Consider the following 16,955-nt stretch of genomic DNA (forward strand, 5'->3'; position numbering starts at 1 on the left):
ACATACTAATATACGTGTTGGGTATTGGGGGAAAGAAAGGATTCGGCACCCAGAATCATTTATAATTCACCCATACACTCACCCCTATCTCACGATCATCAGTTTTCCCTTAGTCAAAGCATCGCCCTCCGCATCATAAATGGCAAAAAAGTAGAGTCCCGAGGCGACGTCCTCCCCTGCCTGATTGCGGGTGTCCCATTTCCATTGGGGTTTACTGTCGGGATCACCTTCCCTGAAAGTGATAGCGATATTCGCTTTATCGGTATCGAAAACAGGATATCCTTTCATGTTCATAATAACAATCCGGACACTGCCGCTGTTGGCCCAGGAGTGGAGATTTTTAAACCAGATCCCGCAGGGCGCGTTGGGTAAGCCGCAGTGACGGCTGTTTTTGCCCGATTTATAAGGATTGGGATACACATAGAACCCCACTTTTTTCGTAAAGAAATCCCATTCCATTCCTCCCATGATTGCGCCCATTGCCTGCGGAAGATTGCTGCTGCTGTCGTATGAGAAATCACGGGAAAAACCGATAAATCTGCAGTGTATGCTGTCGACACTGAAAAAGGAACTTTCGGGCAGAAAGGTAATGCTCATGCTGTCTGAAGCGATATCGATACTCGAGTAACCGATCGGTTGGCCGGAGCTGTAACGGGTAATCGCGGTAAAGCTCCGGTTGTTATGCAGTGAATCGGTATCGATAGTGCCGGGATAAATCTTGTTTGAAAAATGTAGTGTAATCGGTGAATGGATATCGGCATTTCTGCTTCCACTATCGGGTTCAATTGAAGCGATTTCGATTTCTTTTACAAAATAGGACCAGGAAAAATCATCCTCGGTTCGTGATGAATCGATAAAGGTAACCGGTATGCCGTCCTGATCGGTCTCCAGCGGATACCCCAGAGAATCCCGTCCGGTAACCGAACGGTACCAGCAATGGACACTGTCGCCGAAATAGAGTGTTCGCGCCAATGTAAAGGTAGCCGAATTGCCGTCGATAGTGACCGAAGAAAAATCGTGCTGTTGACCCCGGCTGTAGCGTGATGTTACAATCAGGCTCCGGTTACCGGTACTCGACGTGTCGAGTGTGCCGGGATAAAGGGGGCCGGAAAAGGTTATGGTTATCGATGAATCGGGGCGGATATCACGGGCATCCGCCGCAGGTGAAGTGGAAATAATTCTGAAGGTAATACTGTCAACTTTGAAAGCAATGGTAGTATCCTCCGAGGTATCCCGCAGGTAATCCCGGTCAACATCGAGGCTGTTTGGTCCTGAGGGAGTTGTTGCCCGATCTGTAAGGTCCGATGCAATTGTAAGGGCAATCGAATCGGTAGGGAGAAAGGTCCCCGGCGGGGGGCGCATGCCTGAAAAATGTTCGCTGGGCTGCTGATAGTACGCCGCGCAGAAAAGACGGGTGTAATCGTTGTTCCAGGAACGCTGAAGCGTAATCGGCGTAACCCCGCCTGTGGCCGCAGAGTCGAAAATTGAATAGACTGTTATGGCACCTGCGGCCGAAAGGGTATCGATCGGTTCCGAAAATCCCAATGCTATCTTCGCATGGGGAGGAAAATTATAGGGCCCCGATTGTTTCTTCGCCAGCCAGTAGGGGCTCGATGAAGCAAAGTCGAAGGAAATTTCCTGCAGTTGGGGGAGATCATTGTATTCCAGCTGTATCGGAAAGGTATCGTACGGGTGCACCGGATCAGTGGTTTTCAGGATCAATGTATCGTAAATGAGACTGTCGCCGGTCAGACCGGAAGGATCAAACCAGGCATAGAATGTATCGGCTGCCCCGGGGCCCAGAGCAACAGGATCGATACTGTCGCTGAATGCCGCAGAGTCGAAAACAAGCAAACTCTCTGCCTGAGGGACACCGATTGCCAGCCACCCCGGGGAATTTCCAGCAAAAGAGAGCCCGGTAACCGACATGGTATCGTTACCGGTATTCCGAAGGGGAATATAAACCGTGTCCTTTGCTCCTCCGCCGAGAATCAAGGAGATATCATCACGAAGTGTATCTTTGGCTGCGTACAACGCCGGATTGTCGGCCGAATCGGAGCTGAACCAGGGGTATTTGAAATGTGTTTTCATGGTATCAGCCTGACCGAAAATATCGGTGACAATGATTCGAAGGGAAGAATCCTGCCGGGAGGGACTAAAAACAAAACGAGATTCTTTCTGTGAGGTATCGAAAGCTTCGGTTGTAAAGCGGTAGATTATCGAATCCCAGTAGACAACATCACTGTCGTCAACCGTCACATCAATTTCGGCGGAACTCCCGACCAATATCCTGATCGTATCCTCGTCGGGAAGAGAAACATCATCGAGAGTGGCGCCGGTGATAATCGGGATATGATTTACCCCTACCATTGCCCGGCGTTCGATTGTCGTGTCAGGATCGTTTGCCCGGAAGCGGATGTCCTGAAATCCGTAGGTACTCGATGAATCTCCTTTGAGAACATAATGACCTTCCAAACCTGCAGAAGCAAATTCCACTGTCTCGTTATCGAGAACCAGATATACACTTATGGATGGATCGTTGATATCGGAAACCGAATAGAGAAACTCGATGGAATCGCCTTCCAGGACATTGAAATTCATTATGCCACTCGTAAAGTCAGTCGTATCGATGGTACCATCCTGAGCACTGTCCCACACTGCCCTTACACTTACCTGGGGAAGTGCGTTCTGTGGATTAACAATCAATGTCTCGGGTTCGGCATCCCACCCTCTCCTGTCCTCGAGTGTAAAAATGGCATTAACAAAGGTATCGGAGACCGATAGAGGGGAGAATTGCGCAGTGCCGATACCGGTATCGGAGTGCAGGCCGACCACCGTATCGGATGTCTGGTTCATAATTGCAACGGTGTAGTAAGCACTGTCGGTATCATCGGCATCCTTACTCTTGAAATAGAATGTCAGCGGATCAAGCCGCGAATAGCAGGTAATAGCGCTGCCGAAAGCGACACTGTTTGACACATGAGCACCGGCTTCTACCGAATCGATGGAGATATATTTCGGTTTTACATTCCAGGGAATATCTACCTGCCGTCCGATCGGTGTGCGCAAAGAATCGTCTTCATTGCGATAAAGGGTCATTTTGTACTGAAAATATTGCCAAGGTCCGGCATTTGCGTCAAGCGAGCTACCATCATCGAGAGCGATCCAGTCATTCCATGCTCCCGCTGTAGCGGCAAAACGGAGTGAATCCTCCGACCTTCCATTGACCGTGTTGTTTAGGCTTATGGTTCCGGGATAAAAACGGACTGAATCATCGGTATCCACGCCAATCGTCTGCGATTGTGATACCCAGTATCCTGAAGAATAAAGGATGTCAAGTTCATCCCAGATACAATTCCATACATTATTGACACCCGGCCAGGCGATCGCCATGGCACCGGTTGAATCGACCGCCACGTTCAAGGCCGAACCATACCGATCGGTAAGGGGAACATCCGATGAAGGGTCTGAGAACAGAATGGTGTCGTACGCGGTGGCAGCTATATCACCACCCGGAGTGAACATATACCGGATACCCCGGATTCTGCTGGTGTTATCACTTCCCAGTCCACCTTTCCAGGCCACAACCAGAAAACTGTCATTGCAGGCAAGGGCCGGGAATCGTGCCGAATCACCGGTGGCAACACTTTTTATCTGCCTGCTCATTGTGGAACCATCCCATTCGAATGTATGCAACGAAATTTCATCATTGTCCCAGCTTGCAGCTGCAAATTTATTGTCACCATAGGCGATCACCGGAGCGTCTTCATAATAATAAACCGAGTCCGCTCCAACATCATTCGAAAAAACATCACTATCGAGTTGTGACATGGACCTGTCCAAAAGCACATATTCCAACTGCTTCTGGCCAACTCCGGCCTGCCGGGTAAAGATAACGAGTATGTTTTTCTGCCCGGATTCGACTGCAACCGCACTACCGAGCATGGCTTCCAGAAAGTTATTTATCGATGCTGCGGTGACGCTGTCCTTGACATCAATTTCCAATGATGAAGAATGTACTTTTTTAAGCGATAGTTCCTGATTTCCCTTTCGATGAACAACCAGGAACGTATCTCCTTCAAAATGGCAGAGCGAGCCAAATGGACGCATACCGATAACGCCGTAGAGCATTTTCTCATGATGCTCGTTTGCCGCGCGGACCGTATCCATCTCGTGATCGACAAAAACGCAAAGGTAGTTATTTTCTCCCATTGCCGCATGAAGATTCCCTGTCCGGTAATAGGCTCTCCAAAATATTCGAGTGGAATCTTCACGGGTTATATTGGGTCCATAGAACCCGATTTCCCTCACGTAAATATCCTCATAATCGGGCGCCTGGGTATTGGTATCCGCCCAGAAGAATGAAAAACGGCGAGTATCAACCGTGATAACCTCGGGACATCGGGTGTGACCGATACTTACCGCAGGAGCACTATCTCCATAGAGCTTCGCCATTTCAAAGTCTTTGGGGGCAAGGATCAGACTGTCACCGGATTCTACCTGGGATGACGCTGAGGGTGAAGCAAAGTCGGAACCGGTATAACTTCCGGCATGGAGACTTCCCGCAACCATGCAGATGAGCATGAATGAGAAAATTTTAGTCGTGCCGGAAATCGAGCATCCCATGTTTTTTGCGTGAATATCCTTGTTGTGATATATCATCGGTTATTGCCTGCTCTTCAGCTATGACTTTTTTCCGCCATTCATCAAAACGCCGTTCTTTCAGAAGTTCGACAGCTTTCTTTTCTTTGGATGCTATCTGGAGAGAGACTTTCAATGTCCTGGCGTCACCCCGCATACGATCGATCTGCCGCCCTTTACTCAGCATTTCCTGTTTGAGCTTGTGACGGTACGCTACGGAGTGTTTCAATCCTATAATATTGGAAGTATGGGCACGGGTTCCTTTTTGAGTAGCCTGTAAATTGGTAAGTTCATCATGTATGCTCGCCAATTCATTGCGTGCCTGGTTTATTTCCCTGTTTCTTTTTGCCAGTTCGAGTCTAACCTGCTCTTCCTTACGCATTCGTAACTGAAGAAGGGTTTCGAGGTTGAATTCAAAGCGTCGCATGGAAAAGGTGTTTCAGGTTGAAATTTAACGGTCATCCCGATTCAACGAGAGCGGACATTATTCATTGTCCTGTGATTTGTTTTAAAATAGCCAAGCTCTGTTTAAAGGAGCATTTTTCTTTTCTATCCTGCCGGAGGAATTCATCGACAGGCCTGAAGAGTTTAATTGCTTTATCGACCCGTTCACTGCTCCCTTCAGCATAGGCGCCGATTTGAATAAGGTCTTCATTCTCCTTATATGCGGCCAGATAATCTTTGACATATCCGACAAGTTGACGGTGATCGTCGGTAATAACATCAGTCATGCAGCGGGAAATACTTGAGAGTACATCGATAGCAGGAAAATGGTTTCGATTTGCCAGTTGACGGGAGAGTAGTATGTGGCCATCAAGAATACTCCGGGCGGCATCCGAAACCGGCTCATCCATGTCATCGGATTCTACCAGAACGGTGAACATGCCGGTGATGGTTCCCTTATCTGAAGTCCCTGCCCGTTCGAGCAGTTTTGGCAGGAGTGCAAAGACCGATGGGGTATAGCCCCTGGTTGCCGGGGGTTCGCCGACAGCGAGGCCGATTTCCCGCTGGGCTGTTGCCAGGCGGGTCAGGGAATCGATCATAAACATGACATCTTTGCCCATGTCGCGGAAATATTCGGCTATGGTCGCGGCGACGATTGCTCCTTTCAGACGGATCAGTGCCGGCTGATCGGAAGTTGCAACAACAACAACCGACCGCTTCAGGCCCTCCTCACCAAGATCACGTTCGATAAATTCCCGAACTTCCCTGCCCCGCTCACCAATGAGAGCGATTACATTGATATCAGAACGGCAATTCTGGGCAAGCATGCCCAAAAGAACACTTTTTCCTACACCGCTTGCGGAAAAGATCCCGATTCGCTGTCCTTTCCCGATAGTGGTAAAGGTATCGATTGCTTTAACGCCGGTTTCGAAGGGTTCGCTTATTCGCTTGCGCAGCAGTGGATTTGGAGCATTGCTGAATACCGGACGGTAATTTTCCGGCCTTATGAGACCTTTGTTGTCGAGTGGATTTCCCAGACCATCGAGAACCCTTCCAAGCAGATGAGGACCGACACCAACCATATGGGGACGCTTGGTACCAACAACCGAGAGCCCCGGGTGAATACCTTCAATCGGCCCGAGGGGCATCAGAAGTGTCTGGTTTTTGCGGAACCCGACCACTTCGGCATGACCGTGGAATGTTCCGTTGCTTTCCAGTATGCAAACATCACCGATTGATGCCGCCGGTCCGGTGGATTCGATTAAAAGACCGATTACTTCGGTCACTTTTCCATGAATGCGCATGGGTTCGGCATTCGCCAAAGCAGAGAAATAGGGCTGAAACTGGAGTTCGGTATTCATTGACAACAGTAATAATCCGGTTATTCGGTACTTTGATTATTATTTGGTGTATCCCCCGCCGGTGATACTTGGTCGGGAGAATTGTATATGCTTTCCCACACCCGCTCCACAAGGCCGGTGAGTTCGTCAAACTGTATCCCCAGCCTGCCGTCGGCAATACCCGAATTCGATTCGATTATACACCCGCCTTTATCAACATGATCGTCGGGAATGATCTCGATATCGGCAACTCGCTCCGAAATGGGCATCCAGAAGTCTTTTTTGCCGGTAACCGTCTCGAGATCGTCCTTTGCCACCCGGACGGTCAATGTCTCTTTGTCGGCAATATAGGAGAGAGCTTTTTTCACTACTCCCAAAACGATATCTTCATTAAGGGTCAGTTCGGTCTGGATCACTTTTTTTGCCAGCTCAAAGGTGAATTTCAGAAGAACATGCTGGGCATTACCGTAAATCTCTTTTTGGGATTTTTCGAGATTGGTAAATATTTCACTTACATTTTTTTCGATTTCCTCGAGGGTGGCTTCATAGGCTTCCTGCGCCCTTTTTTCACCAACTATTTCCCCCTCTTCTTTTCCTTCCGTGAGCCCCTTATTGAAGGCGACTTTTACGGCATTTTCGGCATTCTTCTTTGTTTTCCCGATTTCAGCTTTCAGAACACCGATCTGTTTTTCGAGTTCGATGATCCGTTTTTCATTTTCTTCAAATACCGGTTTTGATTTACCTTCAACATAAAAGCTGTCGAAAGCAACTTCACGTAAAGGGAACTGGTTGCCTTCTTCCTTTTTGGTTTTCAGGATTTTCCGGAGCCCGACAACAGCCGGATCCTTTGATTTGAGGAGATGATCGATCAGATTGGAAACTTCATTTTGAGAGAGTTCGCGGTCGGCCATAAACTATCCTCCTAGACAATGACTTCTTCTTCTCCGCCGCGGCCGCTGATAATAATCTCACCATCTTCTTCAAGACGGCGAATTACATCAACAATACGCTGCTGGACATCTTCAACATCTTTCAACCGCACCGGTCCCATATATTCCATTTCCTCCCTGATCATCTCGGAGGCACGTGAGGACATATTTCTGAAGAATTTTTCCTGCAGTTCTTCTGATGCGCCTTTGAGAGCCATCGACAGTTCTTTGGTATCGATTTCTTTCAGTACCCGCTGCATGGAACGATCGTCAAGAAGCATGACATCTTCGAAGACAAACATGAGGTTTTTGATTTCGGTTGCGAGTTCGGGATTCTCCCGTTCCAGATTCCCGAGAATATTCTTTTCGGCGCCCCGGTCGACACTGTTGAGCATCTCTGCCACCGCTTTGACGCCGCCGACCCGGGAAACATCGCCGCCAAAAAGCGATCGCACCTGTTCGGCCAGGACCGACTCCACCTGGGTCAAAGTGTCGGGAGAGATGGATTCCATAGTCGCGATACGGGTGGCCACATCAACCTGAAGTTCCTGGGGAAGGGCCGAAACGACCGCCGCGGCATTCCCTGCCTCCATATGGGCAAGAAGAAGCGCGATTGTCTGGGGATGTTCTTTCTGGATAAAATTGACAAGCTGTTTGGGATCGACATTTTCCAAAAGATTGAATCCGGTAGTCCGGATTGTCTGCTGCACCTTATCGAGTATCTCCCGTGCTTTGCGCGGCCCCAGAGCCGATTCCAGGATCTCCCGGGCGTAATCGATACCTCCCTGGGAGATATACTGCTGGGCCATAGCCAGGTTATGGAATTCCTCGAGTACCGCCTCGCGGACTTCGTTTGGAATATTTTCGAGCTTTGCGATTTCGGTTGAAAGCCCTTCAACCTCTCGCTCGTCAAGATTTTGGAATATATGGGATGAAGCTTCCGAACCGAGAGCCACCATAACAATGGCCGCTTTAGTCGGTCCCGATAGATTTGCCGTAAGCGAAGAGGGACTGTTCTTTTCGGAATTGCTGTACTTTTCTTTATAAAATCCTTTTGCCATATAAAAATTCTTCCATGATAAGAAAAAGAGCCCTGGTGAGGAACAAACTGTATGCGTCTATGGTTCTTCTCTAATTATATCCTTTTCGCATTAATATGTATAGCATCAATACCGATAATTTTATTGATGCAGGATATCACGTTCAGGACCGTGACATAGGCGCCGGCTCGTGGAGCCATTGCCTAATTATCGATGCGATATTGGTCGGCTCTTCTCTCGACAGCATCTCCACCCGTTCCAGAAGTTCAGAGCTTTTCTTGAGGTCTTCGGGAACCTCTTCAGTAACTTCCTCGGGCAGTCCGAAAGTTTCCACCGACGGCACCGGTGGATTCATTGCCTCAGCGAGTGTCCTGGCCATCGATCGCAGGAACAGGAGAAAGAGGATACCGATAATAAAAAACATCCCGATTTTGACATACTGGATGATCCGGTCACGCATCTCCTGCTTCCGCATCTCTTCTTGCTGACGACGGAGGTATTCGTTATCGAACTGTAAATTAGTAACGACGATTTCATCTCCCCGGGCCAGATCGTAGCCAACGGTGTTTTTCACTATGTCCTCAACCGCCTGAACCTCTTCGGCGGTACGGGCGACATACACGTCCTCGCCATTTTCATTTTTGTCATATTTACCGTCTACAGCAACCGAAATTGTCAATCGTTTGACATTACCAACTTCGGTAACAATATGCTCGATCGTCTTGTCGATCTCGTAATTTGTCAAAGAACGCTCCCGCAGACGATCGCCGTCGGGTGCATTTTTAGTATTGTCATCGGTCCGTTCTTCAGAGCGGATAACCCGGCTTTCCGGATCGTACATTTCCAGGGTCCGTTCGACCATATCGAAGTTCATATCCACGGCTACCTGAGTCTTTGCTTTACCCGGTCCCAGAACGCTGACCAGCATGCCCTCGGTCTTTTTTTCGAGATAACGTTCGACTTTCTGCTGTAATTCAAGATTTCGTGACGATGCCAGGGCGGTTTCATCGCCCGCAAAGGGGTCTGAAAGCAGTTGACCATTATAATCGATAATCGAAATGTGCTCCGGATCGAGCCCTTTGACACTTGCCGATACCAGATAGGAAATGCCCCGGACCTGACCAGGAGTAAGATTCTGCCCCGGAGTGGTTTTGATTACTACCGAAGCTTTGGCCTCTCTCTGATTATCAAGAAATATCGTGGGTTCGGGAGTAACGATATGAACTCTGGCCGATTTGACCTCCTCGAGCCCCTCAACGGTACGCTGCAACTCTCCCTCCAACGCACGTTTTGCATTGAGTTTCTGAGCAAAATCGGTCATAGCAAGATTAGTCTTATCGAATAGCTCATAACCGATACCGTGAGATTTGGGAAGTCCTTCCTTGGCAAGAGCCATCCGGGCTTCATGGAGCCTTTTCTGTTCGACCAGAATCGCCTTGCCGTTATCTTCAATCTTATAGTCGTATCCACTCGCTTTGAGCATATCAGTCATGGCGCTCGCCTCATCAACCTCCAGATCGGAATAGAGAAGCTGATAGCCCGACATTGAAGGTGTTCCTCGCGACCATATTAACAGTCCTGCCAGACCGATAATTGTAAAGGCGATCAGCGATGTAGTGATTATTTTCTGCTGGAGCGATAACTTCTGCCAGATAGCGGTGAGTTGTGAAATAAGCTGTTTGAAAAACTCAGCCATACGCTTCCCCTTGACCTCCGTGTATTAAAAAAATTGAATGCTCCCGATTGCACCCCGGGACAGGTAGAGTAGTGAGATGGCTATGCAATTCTCCCGACTCTCCACGACACTAAATCTTTACAATCTCATTCTCATTACTTCCTGATAAGCATCCATTACTTTGTTCCGAATTTCCATCATCATATTGAATGCTACATTGGCTTCTTCAACTGCGCTCATCACCTGATGAACATCGGTAATTTCGCCGGCAACCATTTTTTCGATCGACTTATCAGCCTTAACCTGCATATCGTTGACATCTTTCATGACGCCTTTGAGAGTATCTTTAAAGGTTGGCGCATTTTTATCTTTTGCATGGAGCCGTGAAGCCCTGCCGGCTTTTTGGCCGTCATCAACCGGGCCGATCGGATTTATCTGGGCCATGTGGTGCCTCCTGAAAGATTGATTTGCTCTCGGAGAAGTCTCTTTATCATTATATTATTTATATCGTTTGTTGCAGCAATTTTCTATAGATATATTTAAATTACCTTCATTTTACATTTATGCGTATCCATCAAAATTGTTTCCCAGTATTTTTGACGGCGTCGTGGACCGCAATTGCCTTCCGTAACCGGCAACTGTCGGGGTTTTCTGAGGATGTTCTGCCGCCACACTGTTGCTTAACCGCTCAAGTGCACCTTTTAACTGGGTCTGTTTGTTTGCCTGAATTCCGGCCAGTCCGGGATTCCGAGCCTTCGCTGCGTTCGTTAGCGCCATAAACCGGGCCCACTGGTCGGATCCGCTATTAATCGATTGAATACTCAAAAGTCATCCCCCTTATAACTGTGATGCCTGCTGGAGCATAGCTTTCATGGAATTGAATGCAGTCACATTGGCTTCATATGCTCTGCTCGCAGCTATCATATCAGTCATCTCTTCAACTACGTTCACATTCGGCATCGCTACATAGCCCTTTTCATCGCTGTCCGGATGCGAGGGATCATATACCAGCTTTGCCTCACGACTGTCTTCTCGAATTTCCGCAACCTGAACGCCGTTGCCGAAAAACCGTTCATCCCGAGGAAAATTATTTGCGGGAACGGGAAGATGATTTATCAGATTTGAAGTGCCCTTCAATCCCTCTTTTTTGTTTATCAGCCGTGTTTCTTTGGTGTCGGTCCCCGATTCGAAAACCACATACTGACGCCGGTAGGGTCCCCCCTTTGCAGTACGGGTTGTCTCGATATTGGCCAGATTCGATGAAATGACATTCTGACGGATTCGCTGGGCCCGAAGCCCCGATGCGCTTATTCTGAGTCCTGAAAATATTCCCCCAATTAACGGCATATCACATTCCTTCTCTTAATGACCATCTTCAACATTTCAACTCTTCAACTTTCATTTGACCATCGACCTACTGTATCTGAAGGCTTCTGGCCTGCACCGCTGCACTCAATTTTTTCAGTGCTCCTTTGGTAAAACGGATACCAAAATTATATAAAATCTGATTTTCTGCCAATTTAGCCATCTCAGAGTCGATATCGACATTATTTACTCCACTGGAAAGCGTTGGATCAACCGGCCGTTCTACCAGGGGATTGACCCGGGAAATGTCTTTTCTTCCGATTGCCAGATGTTTTGATTTGGTTTGTGTACCTTTTAATCGTGTCTTATCCAATGCTTCTCGAAGATGTTCTTCAAAGCTTACTTCGAGGCGCTTGAATCCGGGAGTGGTGGCGTTGGCGATATTATTGGCGATAACCCGGGCTCGAAGCATTCCTGCATCAAGACTTTTTTGAACCGATGGGTAGGCTGTTTTTTGAAGAATTCCATTAATCATTTGACAGCTCTTCTCTGGTTAATTTATAACGACCGTTTGAATATGACGCCCTAAAGAAAAGCAATCATAATGCCAACGGCGGCGAGATAATTAACCGCATAAAAACCGTTGGTTTGAATCCCTGTAACCTTTTGAATTAAAGCAAATTAAAAGGATGGTGAATACAACCTGGCCGCAGAAAATATTTTTTTTTCTAAAGTCCCGATAAAATGTGCCGATAAAGACAGGATCAATTTGCCTAGTCGATGAGGAATATTTTGCTCGGTAGCGGATTGCGTAGAGGGGCAAAATTTTAAGACAGGATAACCCAATCGCTACATCATAGGGATTACCCTGTCTCTCCGGTAAAAACAATCAAGAGGATATAATCCGCACAATCATAAAAGCATATGCGCAGATTCAGATCACAGTTGGGTTATCTTCGATAAAATTTCTTCAGATATTCCCAGGTCATGAATTTATCTTTTTTACCATCGGTATAGGTGGAATCATAGGTTGGCGCTTCAAATTTATCCCACACCATTTTGCCGTTCTTTTTTTTATAGTTCCAGTAGAGCTGACGAGGACATTTTTCCTGGGTAACAAACATATAGATTGTATCGCCCTTAAGATCATAGGTACCGTAGGAAATAAATTTCCAATCCTCCTTTAGAACCTCGGAACTTTGCCCCTTTTTCTCTTCAACACCCACAAAGCCGCCATTCTTCTTGTAACGAAAGGTCTCTTTCCGAATAGCGTTACCTTCCCTGTCGGCCCGTTTCCAGGTTCCAATCAAGCGAGATTTGAGCTTTTGAGCGGTTTTTTCATCTTCCATAAGCCCCGGCATGAGCGTATCGAGTTTGTCACACTGCCATTTTGCCTGAAGAAGCCAGTTGACATTCGTAAAAGAATCGATCTTTGCGACATATTCTTCGATAACTTCACGCTGCATCCCGGTCAGCTCATTCTTTTTCTTCTCGTACTCTTCCTTTTTCGCTGCAATCACCGGTTTCAGCTCTGCCATTGTTTTGTCATACCAGACTTCAGCTTCTTCGAGAATGATAAGCATGGAATCATAATGGCTGCTTGCTCCGCTTGCGTTTCCGAGCTTGTTCTTGGTCCGGGCCTCATAGATATGAACCTTTGCTTTTGACAATATGCTGTCGGGTACTCCTTTGCTCGCCAATGCCGTTATTCTACTCTCGGCTTCAGCAAGCTTTTTCTCGCTTGGTCCGCACCCGATCAGAATCAGAGTCCCAACGAGTATAACCGCTCCTGCTATACATCCGCTGCTTAAGCGTTTCATCACCAACCTCCTTAAAAAAGTGTGCTTGCCAGGCCAATTCATTATGAATAAACTAATTCCAGACTGAATTCCAGTCAAGAATTTATTGTCGCTGTCCATTTATGCTTTAAATCCCCAAAATCTTCCAATTCTTCAATTTTCAGTTACAGGTATTATTTTACTGATATATGATTGTTTCTGATAAAATGGGTTTAATTATGTTATTTTAAATTAGTAGTGACAATATGAATAAACGTAGAAATTTAACAATCGCTCAGACAGCTCCTGCGCTGCTCTTTTTCATTCTCGCCTTTCTCTATATTTATTTCAAAATTGATCCCCGGCTGGTCTACCACTGGTGGCATGGATTCAATCTTGATTTCTCCCATACACTTCAATACCTGGCACAAAGCCTTCAAAATCCCGGTGGATTTGTCAAATATACTTCATCGTTGAGTCTTCTCTATCTCATTTCACGGTTCCAGGGTTCTCTTATTTTAACGGGTTTGGCGGTACTGCTCTATTTATCAACCCGAATGCTGTTCAGAAATACCCGCAATGGTCTGCAATACTTAGTTACCTTTACACCTTCAGTCGGTTTTATCCTGATACTGAATCAATATAATTACCCTGTATCGATGGCTCTCAAATGGAGCATTGCCGCACTGAGCGCTTCGGTTTTTATCCACAGCAAAGTGGAGAAAATCTCCATTCGTACGCTTTTCTTTATCCTGGGCGGTTGTGTCACGTTTTATCTTGGAAGAAGTGCGCTGGTGCTTTATTCCTTTCTTTGTCTCTTTTTCTCTTTGCGGAAAAAAGAGTGGCAGGCTGCGGTGATGGTCACACTTGTCGGCCTTATAATACCGGCAATTGTGGGTCATTTTGCCTCCCAGAACACACTTGACGCCTACCGCTATTATTTCGGTTTATGGCACAGGGGAGAAGAAATTGTTCCAAGTAACATTCGTACGGTTTCGATAATTCTTCCCCTTACCGCGTTTTTGATTCTGGTTGGGATCATTTTCGACCGACCATTCAAACCGTTAAAAACCGGTGTGCCGGGCGACGTTTTCAACCGTCCTATTGTAAGGACATCACTGTTTGAAGCAGTACTCTTTTCCTTTTTATTAATTCCCGGTTTTTTTCTGTTTCGTCCCGATGTAAAACTGGGCCTTCAATTCGATTACGCGGCCTATTATAATGAATGGGATGTGATTACCACCACTGCCCGGCGTATACCGGATTCCGGCTTTCACCCCTATACATGTGCGGATATCAACCGGGCACTCTATGAATCGGGAAGGCTCCTCGATGAAATGTTCACCTTTCCTCAAAACCCATCGGGGCTATTTGTTCCCCTGCGTCATTATACTCAAAAAGATACGGTTCTCGTTCCTCCGCTTATCGGTGTGCGGAATGCGGAGACCTGTCTCAGGCTCGGCCTGGTGAACCTTGCCGAGCAGATGGCCCATGAACTGCTCTCGGCCTACAGCGATTATCCCTCGCTCTACCTTCTTCTTGCAAAGGTAAATATTATTAAAAAAGAGACGAGAGCTGCACGGGTATTTCTCAAGCATCTCCTGAGCCTTGAGAATGACCGTTATCGACGACAGCAGGCTGAAGCCATGCTCACCCGCCTGGACCAGGATTCACTTTTTACCGATGACCCCATGATTGACCGCATACGAACAATGTCTCCCGACAGCGATTATGTCCGGATCGAACGATGGCCCGAGGAAATGCTTACAGACCTGCTCAAGTCGAACCCTGAAAACCGGATGGCTTTTGAGTACCTGATCGCCCACTATCTCCAGACAGGAAAACTGGAAAAGGTGATGAACCACATTAAAGAATTGAATGTCTTTTTCCCTGAACAATATCCCCGCCATGTCGAAGAAGCACTGGTTGTTTACAGATACGGCACAGACAGAGAATTGCCTCCTGCCGCAAAGAAACCATCGAGTAACGTTGTTGAACGATACGAAAGGTTCCGCAAGATCCTCGATCACAGCAGACGGCACGGTTTAAGTGCAGTTAACGCAGCAAGAGCTGCCGCCGAAGAACATCTTGAATCCTATTTCTTCTACTTCTCACTCGGTAATGTAAGAAAAGCGTTATGAAAAAAATACTTCTGATAATCCGATTGCTTACTGTTACAGCGGCCCTGTTTATTTTTATTGCCCTTTCGGGATGCTCAGATCCTGTCGACCGAAGCCGGAAGACCGGCGCGGCTCCTCACATCATGCCCGACTATACCGATATAACTATCCCGCCGAATATTGCCCCACTCAATTTTACAGTCAAGGAACCGGGCACGAATTTTATGATCCTTTTTTCATCACAAAAGGGTGAGGGATTTACAATTAAAAGCACAGATAATAAAATCTCTGTTCCAGAGAAAAAGTGGCATTCCTTTTTGAAAAAAAATAAAGGAAACGATTTTGCGGTCACGGTTTATGCCAAAGATACGATCTGGAAGCAATACACTCCCATAACCAATCATATAGCCCAAGAACCGATCGACCGGTATCTCGCCTATCGCAAACTGAAACCGGCCTACCATCGGTCGGGTACTCTGATTTTATCTCAGCGCAATCTGGAATCTTTTAGTGTCACCCGCCTGCTTCATAACGATTCGCTGGAAAAAGGTGCGGGATGTATGAACTGCCATACCTTTCTCAACAACAATCCCGACAAGATGAGCCTTCACATACGTGGTGCCTACGCAGGGACCATGCTTTTAAATAATGATTCGCTTTTCAAAGTGGACACCCGTACCGAACGGAACAAGAGGCCCGGCGCCTTTGCGTCATGGCATCCGAGCGGGAGCATGCTTGCCTTTTCCATCAACAGTGTCCGCCAGCTCTGCCATACCGCCCGTCAAGAAGTCCGTGAGGCTTTTGATGTCGATTCAGATATTTTTCTCTATTTCATCGATAACAAAACCGCCCTGTCTCCTCCCCTTCTGAGGCAACCCGACCGCCTTGAAACATTTCCGGCCTGGTCTTCAGACGGGAAATGGCTTTATTTCTCCAGCGCACCTAAATTATGGGATGATTTTGGGGATGATGAAAGAGAAATTGTTGACTATGTGGAAAAGGTGCAGTACGATTTGATGAGAATCGGATATGATCCCGCGACAAAAGAATGGGGTTCGCTCGATACGCTGCTCAGCGCAGACGCCACCGGCATGAGCATTGTCGAACCACGCATATCACCGAGCGGAAAGTTTCTTGTTTTCTGCATGACACCCTGGAGCTGGATGCCCTCTTTCTCCTCCCGGTCGGACCTTTATATTATGGACCTGACGAATATGATCTATAAAAAGCTCGAATGCTCCTCGGAAGGTGCTGAATCATGGCACTCCTGGTCGAGTAATTCCCGATGGCTTGCTTTCAGCTCGAAACGGTATGACGGTCAGATTCTGCGTACCTATTTCAGCTATATCGACACCGGCGGCACTGCCCGAAAAGCATTCCTTCTCCCCCAGAAAAAACCCGATCATTATGAATCGAGTATCTGGATGTACCATCTTCCCGAACTGATCACCGGCGCAATACCGATAACCGAAAAAGAACTGCTCCAGGCCATACGTTCATCCCGCCTGCAGGAAAGCGAAGCCGTCACCGGCGCAACAATAAAAGCGCCAACCGGACCGAGGCATTGAGGGGGAATCGAAGGTCAAAAGTCACCCCTCACCTTTAACGAGGTGCAATCGCGATTTCTCAATTATTCAAATATTCCATTTCTCCTTTAAATTAAACTCAATCCTCCGTTCATTT

The 16,955-nt window shown here is 47.2% G+C and carries 13 protein-coding genes; 2 read left to right on the plus strand and 11 right to left on the minus strand.

The features are described from left to right. Positions 1-84: 84 nt before the first annotated feature. The 11 genes from GF401_06495 to GF401_06545 form a co-directional block, all read right to left on the minus strand. Positions 85-4,662 (minus strand): hypothetical protein, encoded by a 4,578-nt coding sequence (locus GF401_06495; GenBank protein ID MBD3344694.1) that lies wholly within the window; start codon positions 4,660-4,662, stop codon positions 85-87. After that, positions 4,598-5,068 (minus strand): flagellar export protein FliJ, encoded by a 471-nt coding sequence (fliJ, locus tag GF401_06500; GenBank protein MBD3344695.1) that lies wholly within the window; start codon positions 5,066-5,068, stop codon positions 4,598-4,600. The genes GF401_06495 and fliJ overlap by 65 nt, the downstream gene beginning before the upstream one ends. Positions 5,069-5,129: 61 nt before the next feature. After that, a complete protein-coding gene (gene fliI / locus GF401_06505; GenBank protein MBD3344696.1) occupies positions 5,130-6,446 on the minus strand; it encodes a flagellar protein export ATPase FliI in 1,317 nt (438 codons plus the stop codon). 20 nt (positions 6,447-6,466) lie between these two features. Further along, positions 6,467-7,336 (minus strand): hypothetical protein, encoded by an 870-nt coding sequence (locus GF401_06510; protein ID MBD3344697.1) that lies wholly within the window; start codon positions 7,334-7,336, stop codon positions 6,467-6,469. Between the two features lie 11 nt (positions 7,337-7,347). Continuing rightward, on the minus strand, positions 7,348-8,415 hold the full coding sequence (gene fliG, locus GF401_06515) for a flagellar motor switch protein FliG (protein MBD3344698.1): 1,068 nt from the start codon (positions 8,413-8,415) through the stop codon (positions 7,348-7,350). Positions 8,416-8,557: 142 nt separating this feature from the next. Beyond that, positions 8,558-10,090, minus strand: a complete 1,533-nt coding sequence (fliF, locus tag GF401_06520; protein MBD3344699.1) for a flagellar M-ring protein FliF — start codon at positions 10,088-10,090, stop codon at positions 8,558-8,560. A 117-nt stretch (positions 10,091-10,207) separates the two neighbouring features. Next, on the minus strand, positions 10,208-10,513 hold the full coding sequence (gene fliE / locus GF401_06525) for a flagellar hook-basal body complex protein FliE (GenBank protein MBD3344700.1): 306 nt from the start codon (positions 10,511-10,513) through the stop codon (positions 10,208-10,210). Positions 10,514-10,630: 117 nt separating this feature from the next. Continuing rightward, positions 10,631-10,894, minus strand: coding sequence for a hypothetical protein (locus tag GF401_06530; protein MBD3344701.1), 264 nt, complete (start codon positions 10,892-10,894; stop codon positions 10,631-10,633). 12 nt (positions 10,895-10,906) lie between these two features. Further along, positions 10,907-11,416: a flagellar basal body rod protein FlgC gene (gene flgC / locus GF401_06535; protein MBD3344702.1), complete on the minus strand. Its 510-nt coding sequence runs from the start codon at positions 11,414-11,416 to the stop codon at positions 10,907-10,909. A gap of 67 nt (positions 11,417-11,483) precedes the next feature. Next, positions 11,484-11,909 carry a flagellar basal body rod protein FlgB gene (gene flgB / locus GF401_06540; GenBank protein ID MBD3344703.1) on the minus strand — a complete coding sequence of 142 codons (426 nt, stop codon included), beginning with the start codon at positions 11,907-11,909 and terminating at the stop codon, positions 11,484-11,486. A 415-nt stretch (positions 11,910-12,324) separates the two neighbouring features. Further along, on the minus strand, positions 12,325-13,194 hold the full coding sequence (locus tag GF401_06545; protein ID MBD3344704.1) for a hypothetical protein: 870 nt from the start codon (positions 13,192-13,194) through the stop codon (positions 12,325-12,327). Between the two features lie 224 nt (positions 13,195-13,418). Here GF401_06545 and GF401_06550 point away from each other — a divergent pair, with 224 nt between their 5' ends. Further along, on the plus strand, positions 13,419-15,293 hold the full coding sequence (locus tag GF401_06550; GenBank protein ID MBD3344705.1) for a hypothetical protein: 1,875 nt from the start codon (positions 13,419-13,421) through the stop codon (positions 15,291-15,293). Next, complete coding sequence (locus GF401_06555; protein ID MBD3344706.1) at positions 15,290-16,840, plus strand: hypothetical protein; 1,551 nt, start codon at positions 15,290-15,292, stop codon at positions 16,838-16,840. Before GF401_06550 ends, GF401_06555 begins: the two co-directional genes overlap by 4 nt. The last annotated feature ends 115 nt before the right edge of the window (positions 16,841-16,955 follow it).

It is taken from the genome of Chitinivibrionales bacterium, assembly GCA_014728215.1.
In the GTDB taxonomy this organism is placed as follows: domain Bacteria; phylum Fibrobacterota; class Chitinivibrionia; order Chitinivibrionales; family WJKA01; genus WJKA01.

Bases quoted from the DNA above. Each gene is read 5' to 3' on its own strand.
- fliE (MBD3344700.1), bottom strand. From the start codon at position 10,513: ATGGCCCAGATAAATCCGATCGGCCCGGTTGATGACGGCCAAAAAGCC.
- fliJ (MBD3344695.1), bottom strand. From the start codon at position 5,068: ATGCGACGCTTTGAATTCAACCTCGAAACCCTTCTTCAGTTACGAATG.
- flgB (MBD3344703.1), bottom strand. From the start codon at position 11,909: ATGATTAATGGAATTCTTCAAAAAACAGCCTACCCATCGGTTCAAAAA.
- GF401_06545 (MBD3344704.1), bottom strand. From the start codon at position 13,194: ATGAAACGCTTAAGCAGCGGATGTATAGCAGGAGCGGTTATACTCGTT.
- GF401_06550 (MBD3344705.1), top strand. From the start codon at position 13,419: ATGAATAAACGTAGAAATTTAACAATCGCTCAGACAGCTCCTGCGCTG.
- GF401_06555 (MBD3344706.1), top strand. From the start codon at position 15,290: ATGAAAAAAATACTTCTGATAATCCGATTGCTTACTGTTACAGCGGCC.
- fliG (MBD3344698.1), bottom strand. From the start codon at position 8,415: ATGGCAAAAGGATTTTATAAAGAAAAGTACAGCAATTCCGAAAAGAAC.
- fliI (MBD3344696.1), bottom strand. From the start codon at position 6,446: ATGAATACCGAACTCCAGTTTCAGCCCTATTTCTCTGCTTTGGCGAAT.
- GF401_06495 (MBD3344694.1), bottom strand. From the start codon at position 4,662: ATGATATATCACAACAAGGATATTCACGCAAAAAACATGGGATGCTCG.
- flgC (MBD3344702.1), bottom strand. From the start codon at position 11,416: ATGCCGTTAATTGGGGGAATATTTTCAGGACTCAGAATAAGCGCATCG.
- fliF (MBD3344699.1), bottom strand. From the start codon at position 10,090: ATGGCTGAGTTTTTCAAACAGCTTATTTCACAACTCACCGCTATCTGG.
- GF401_06510 (MBD3344697.1), bottom strand. From the start codon at position 7,336: ATGGCCGACCGCGAACTCTCTCAAAATGAAGTTTCCAATCTGATCGAT.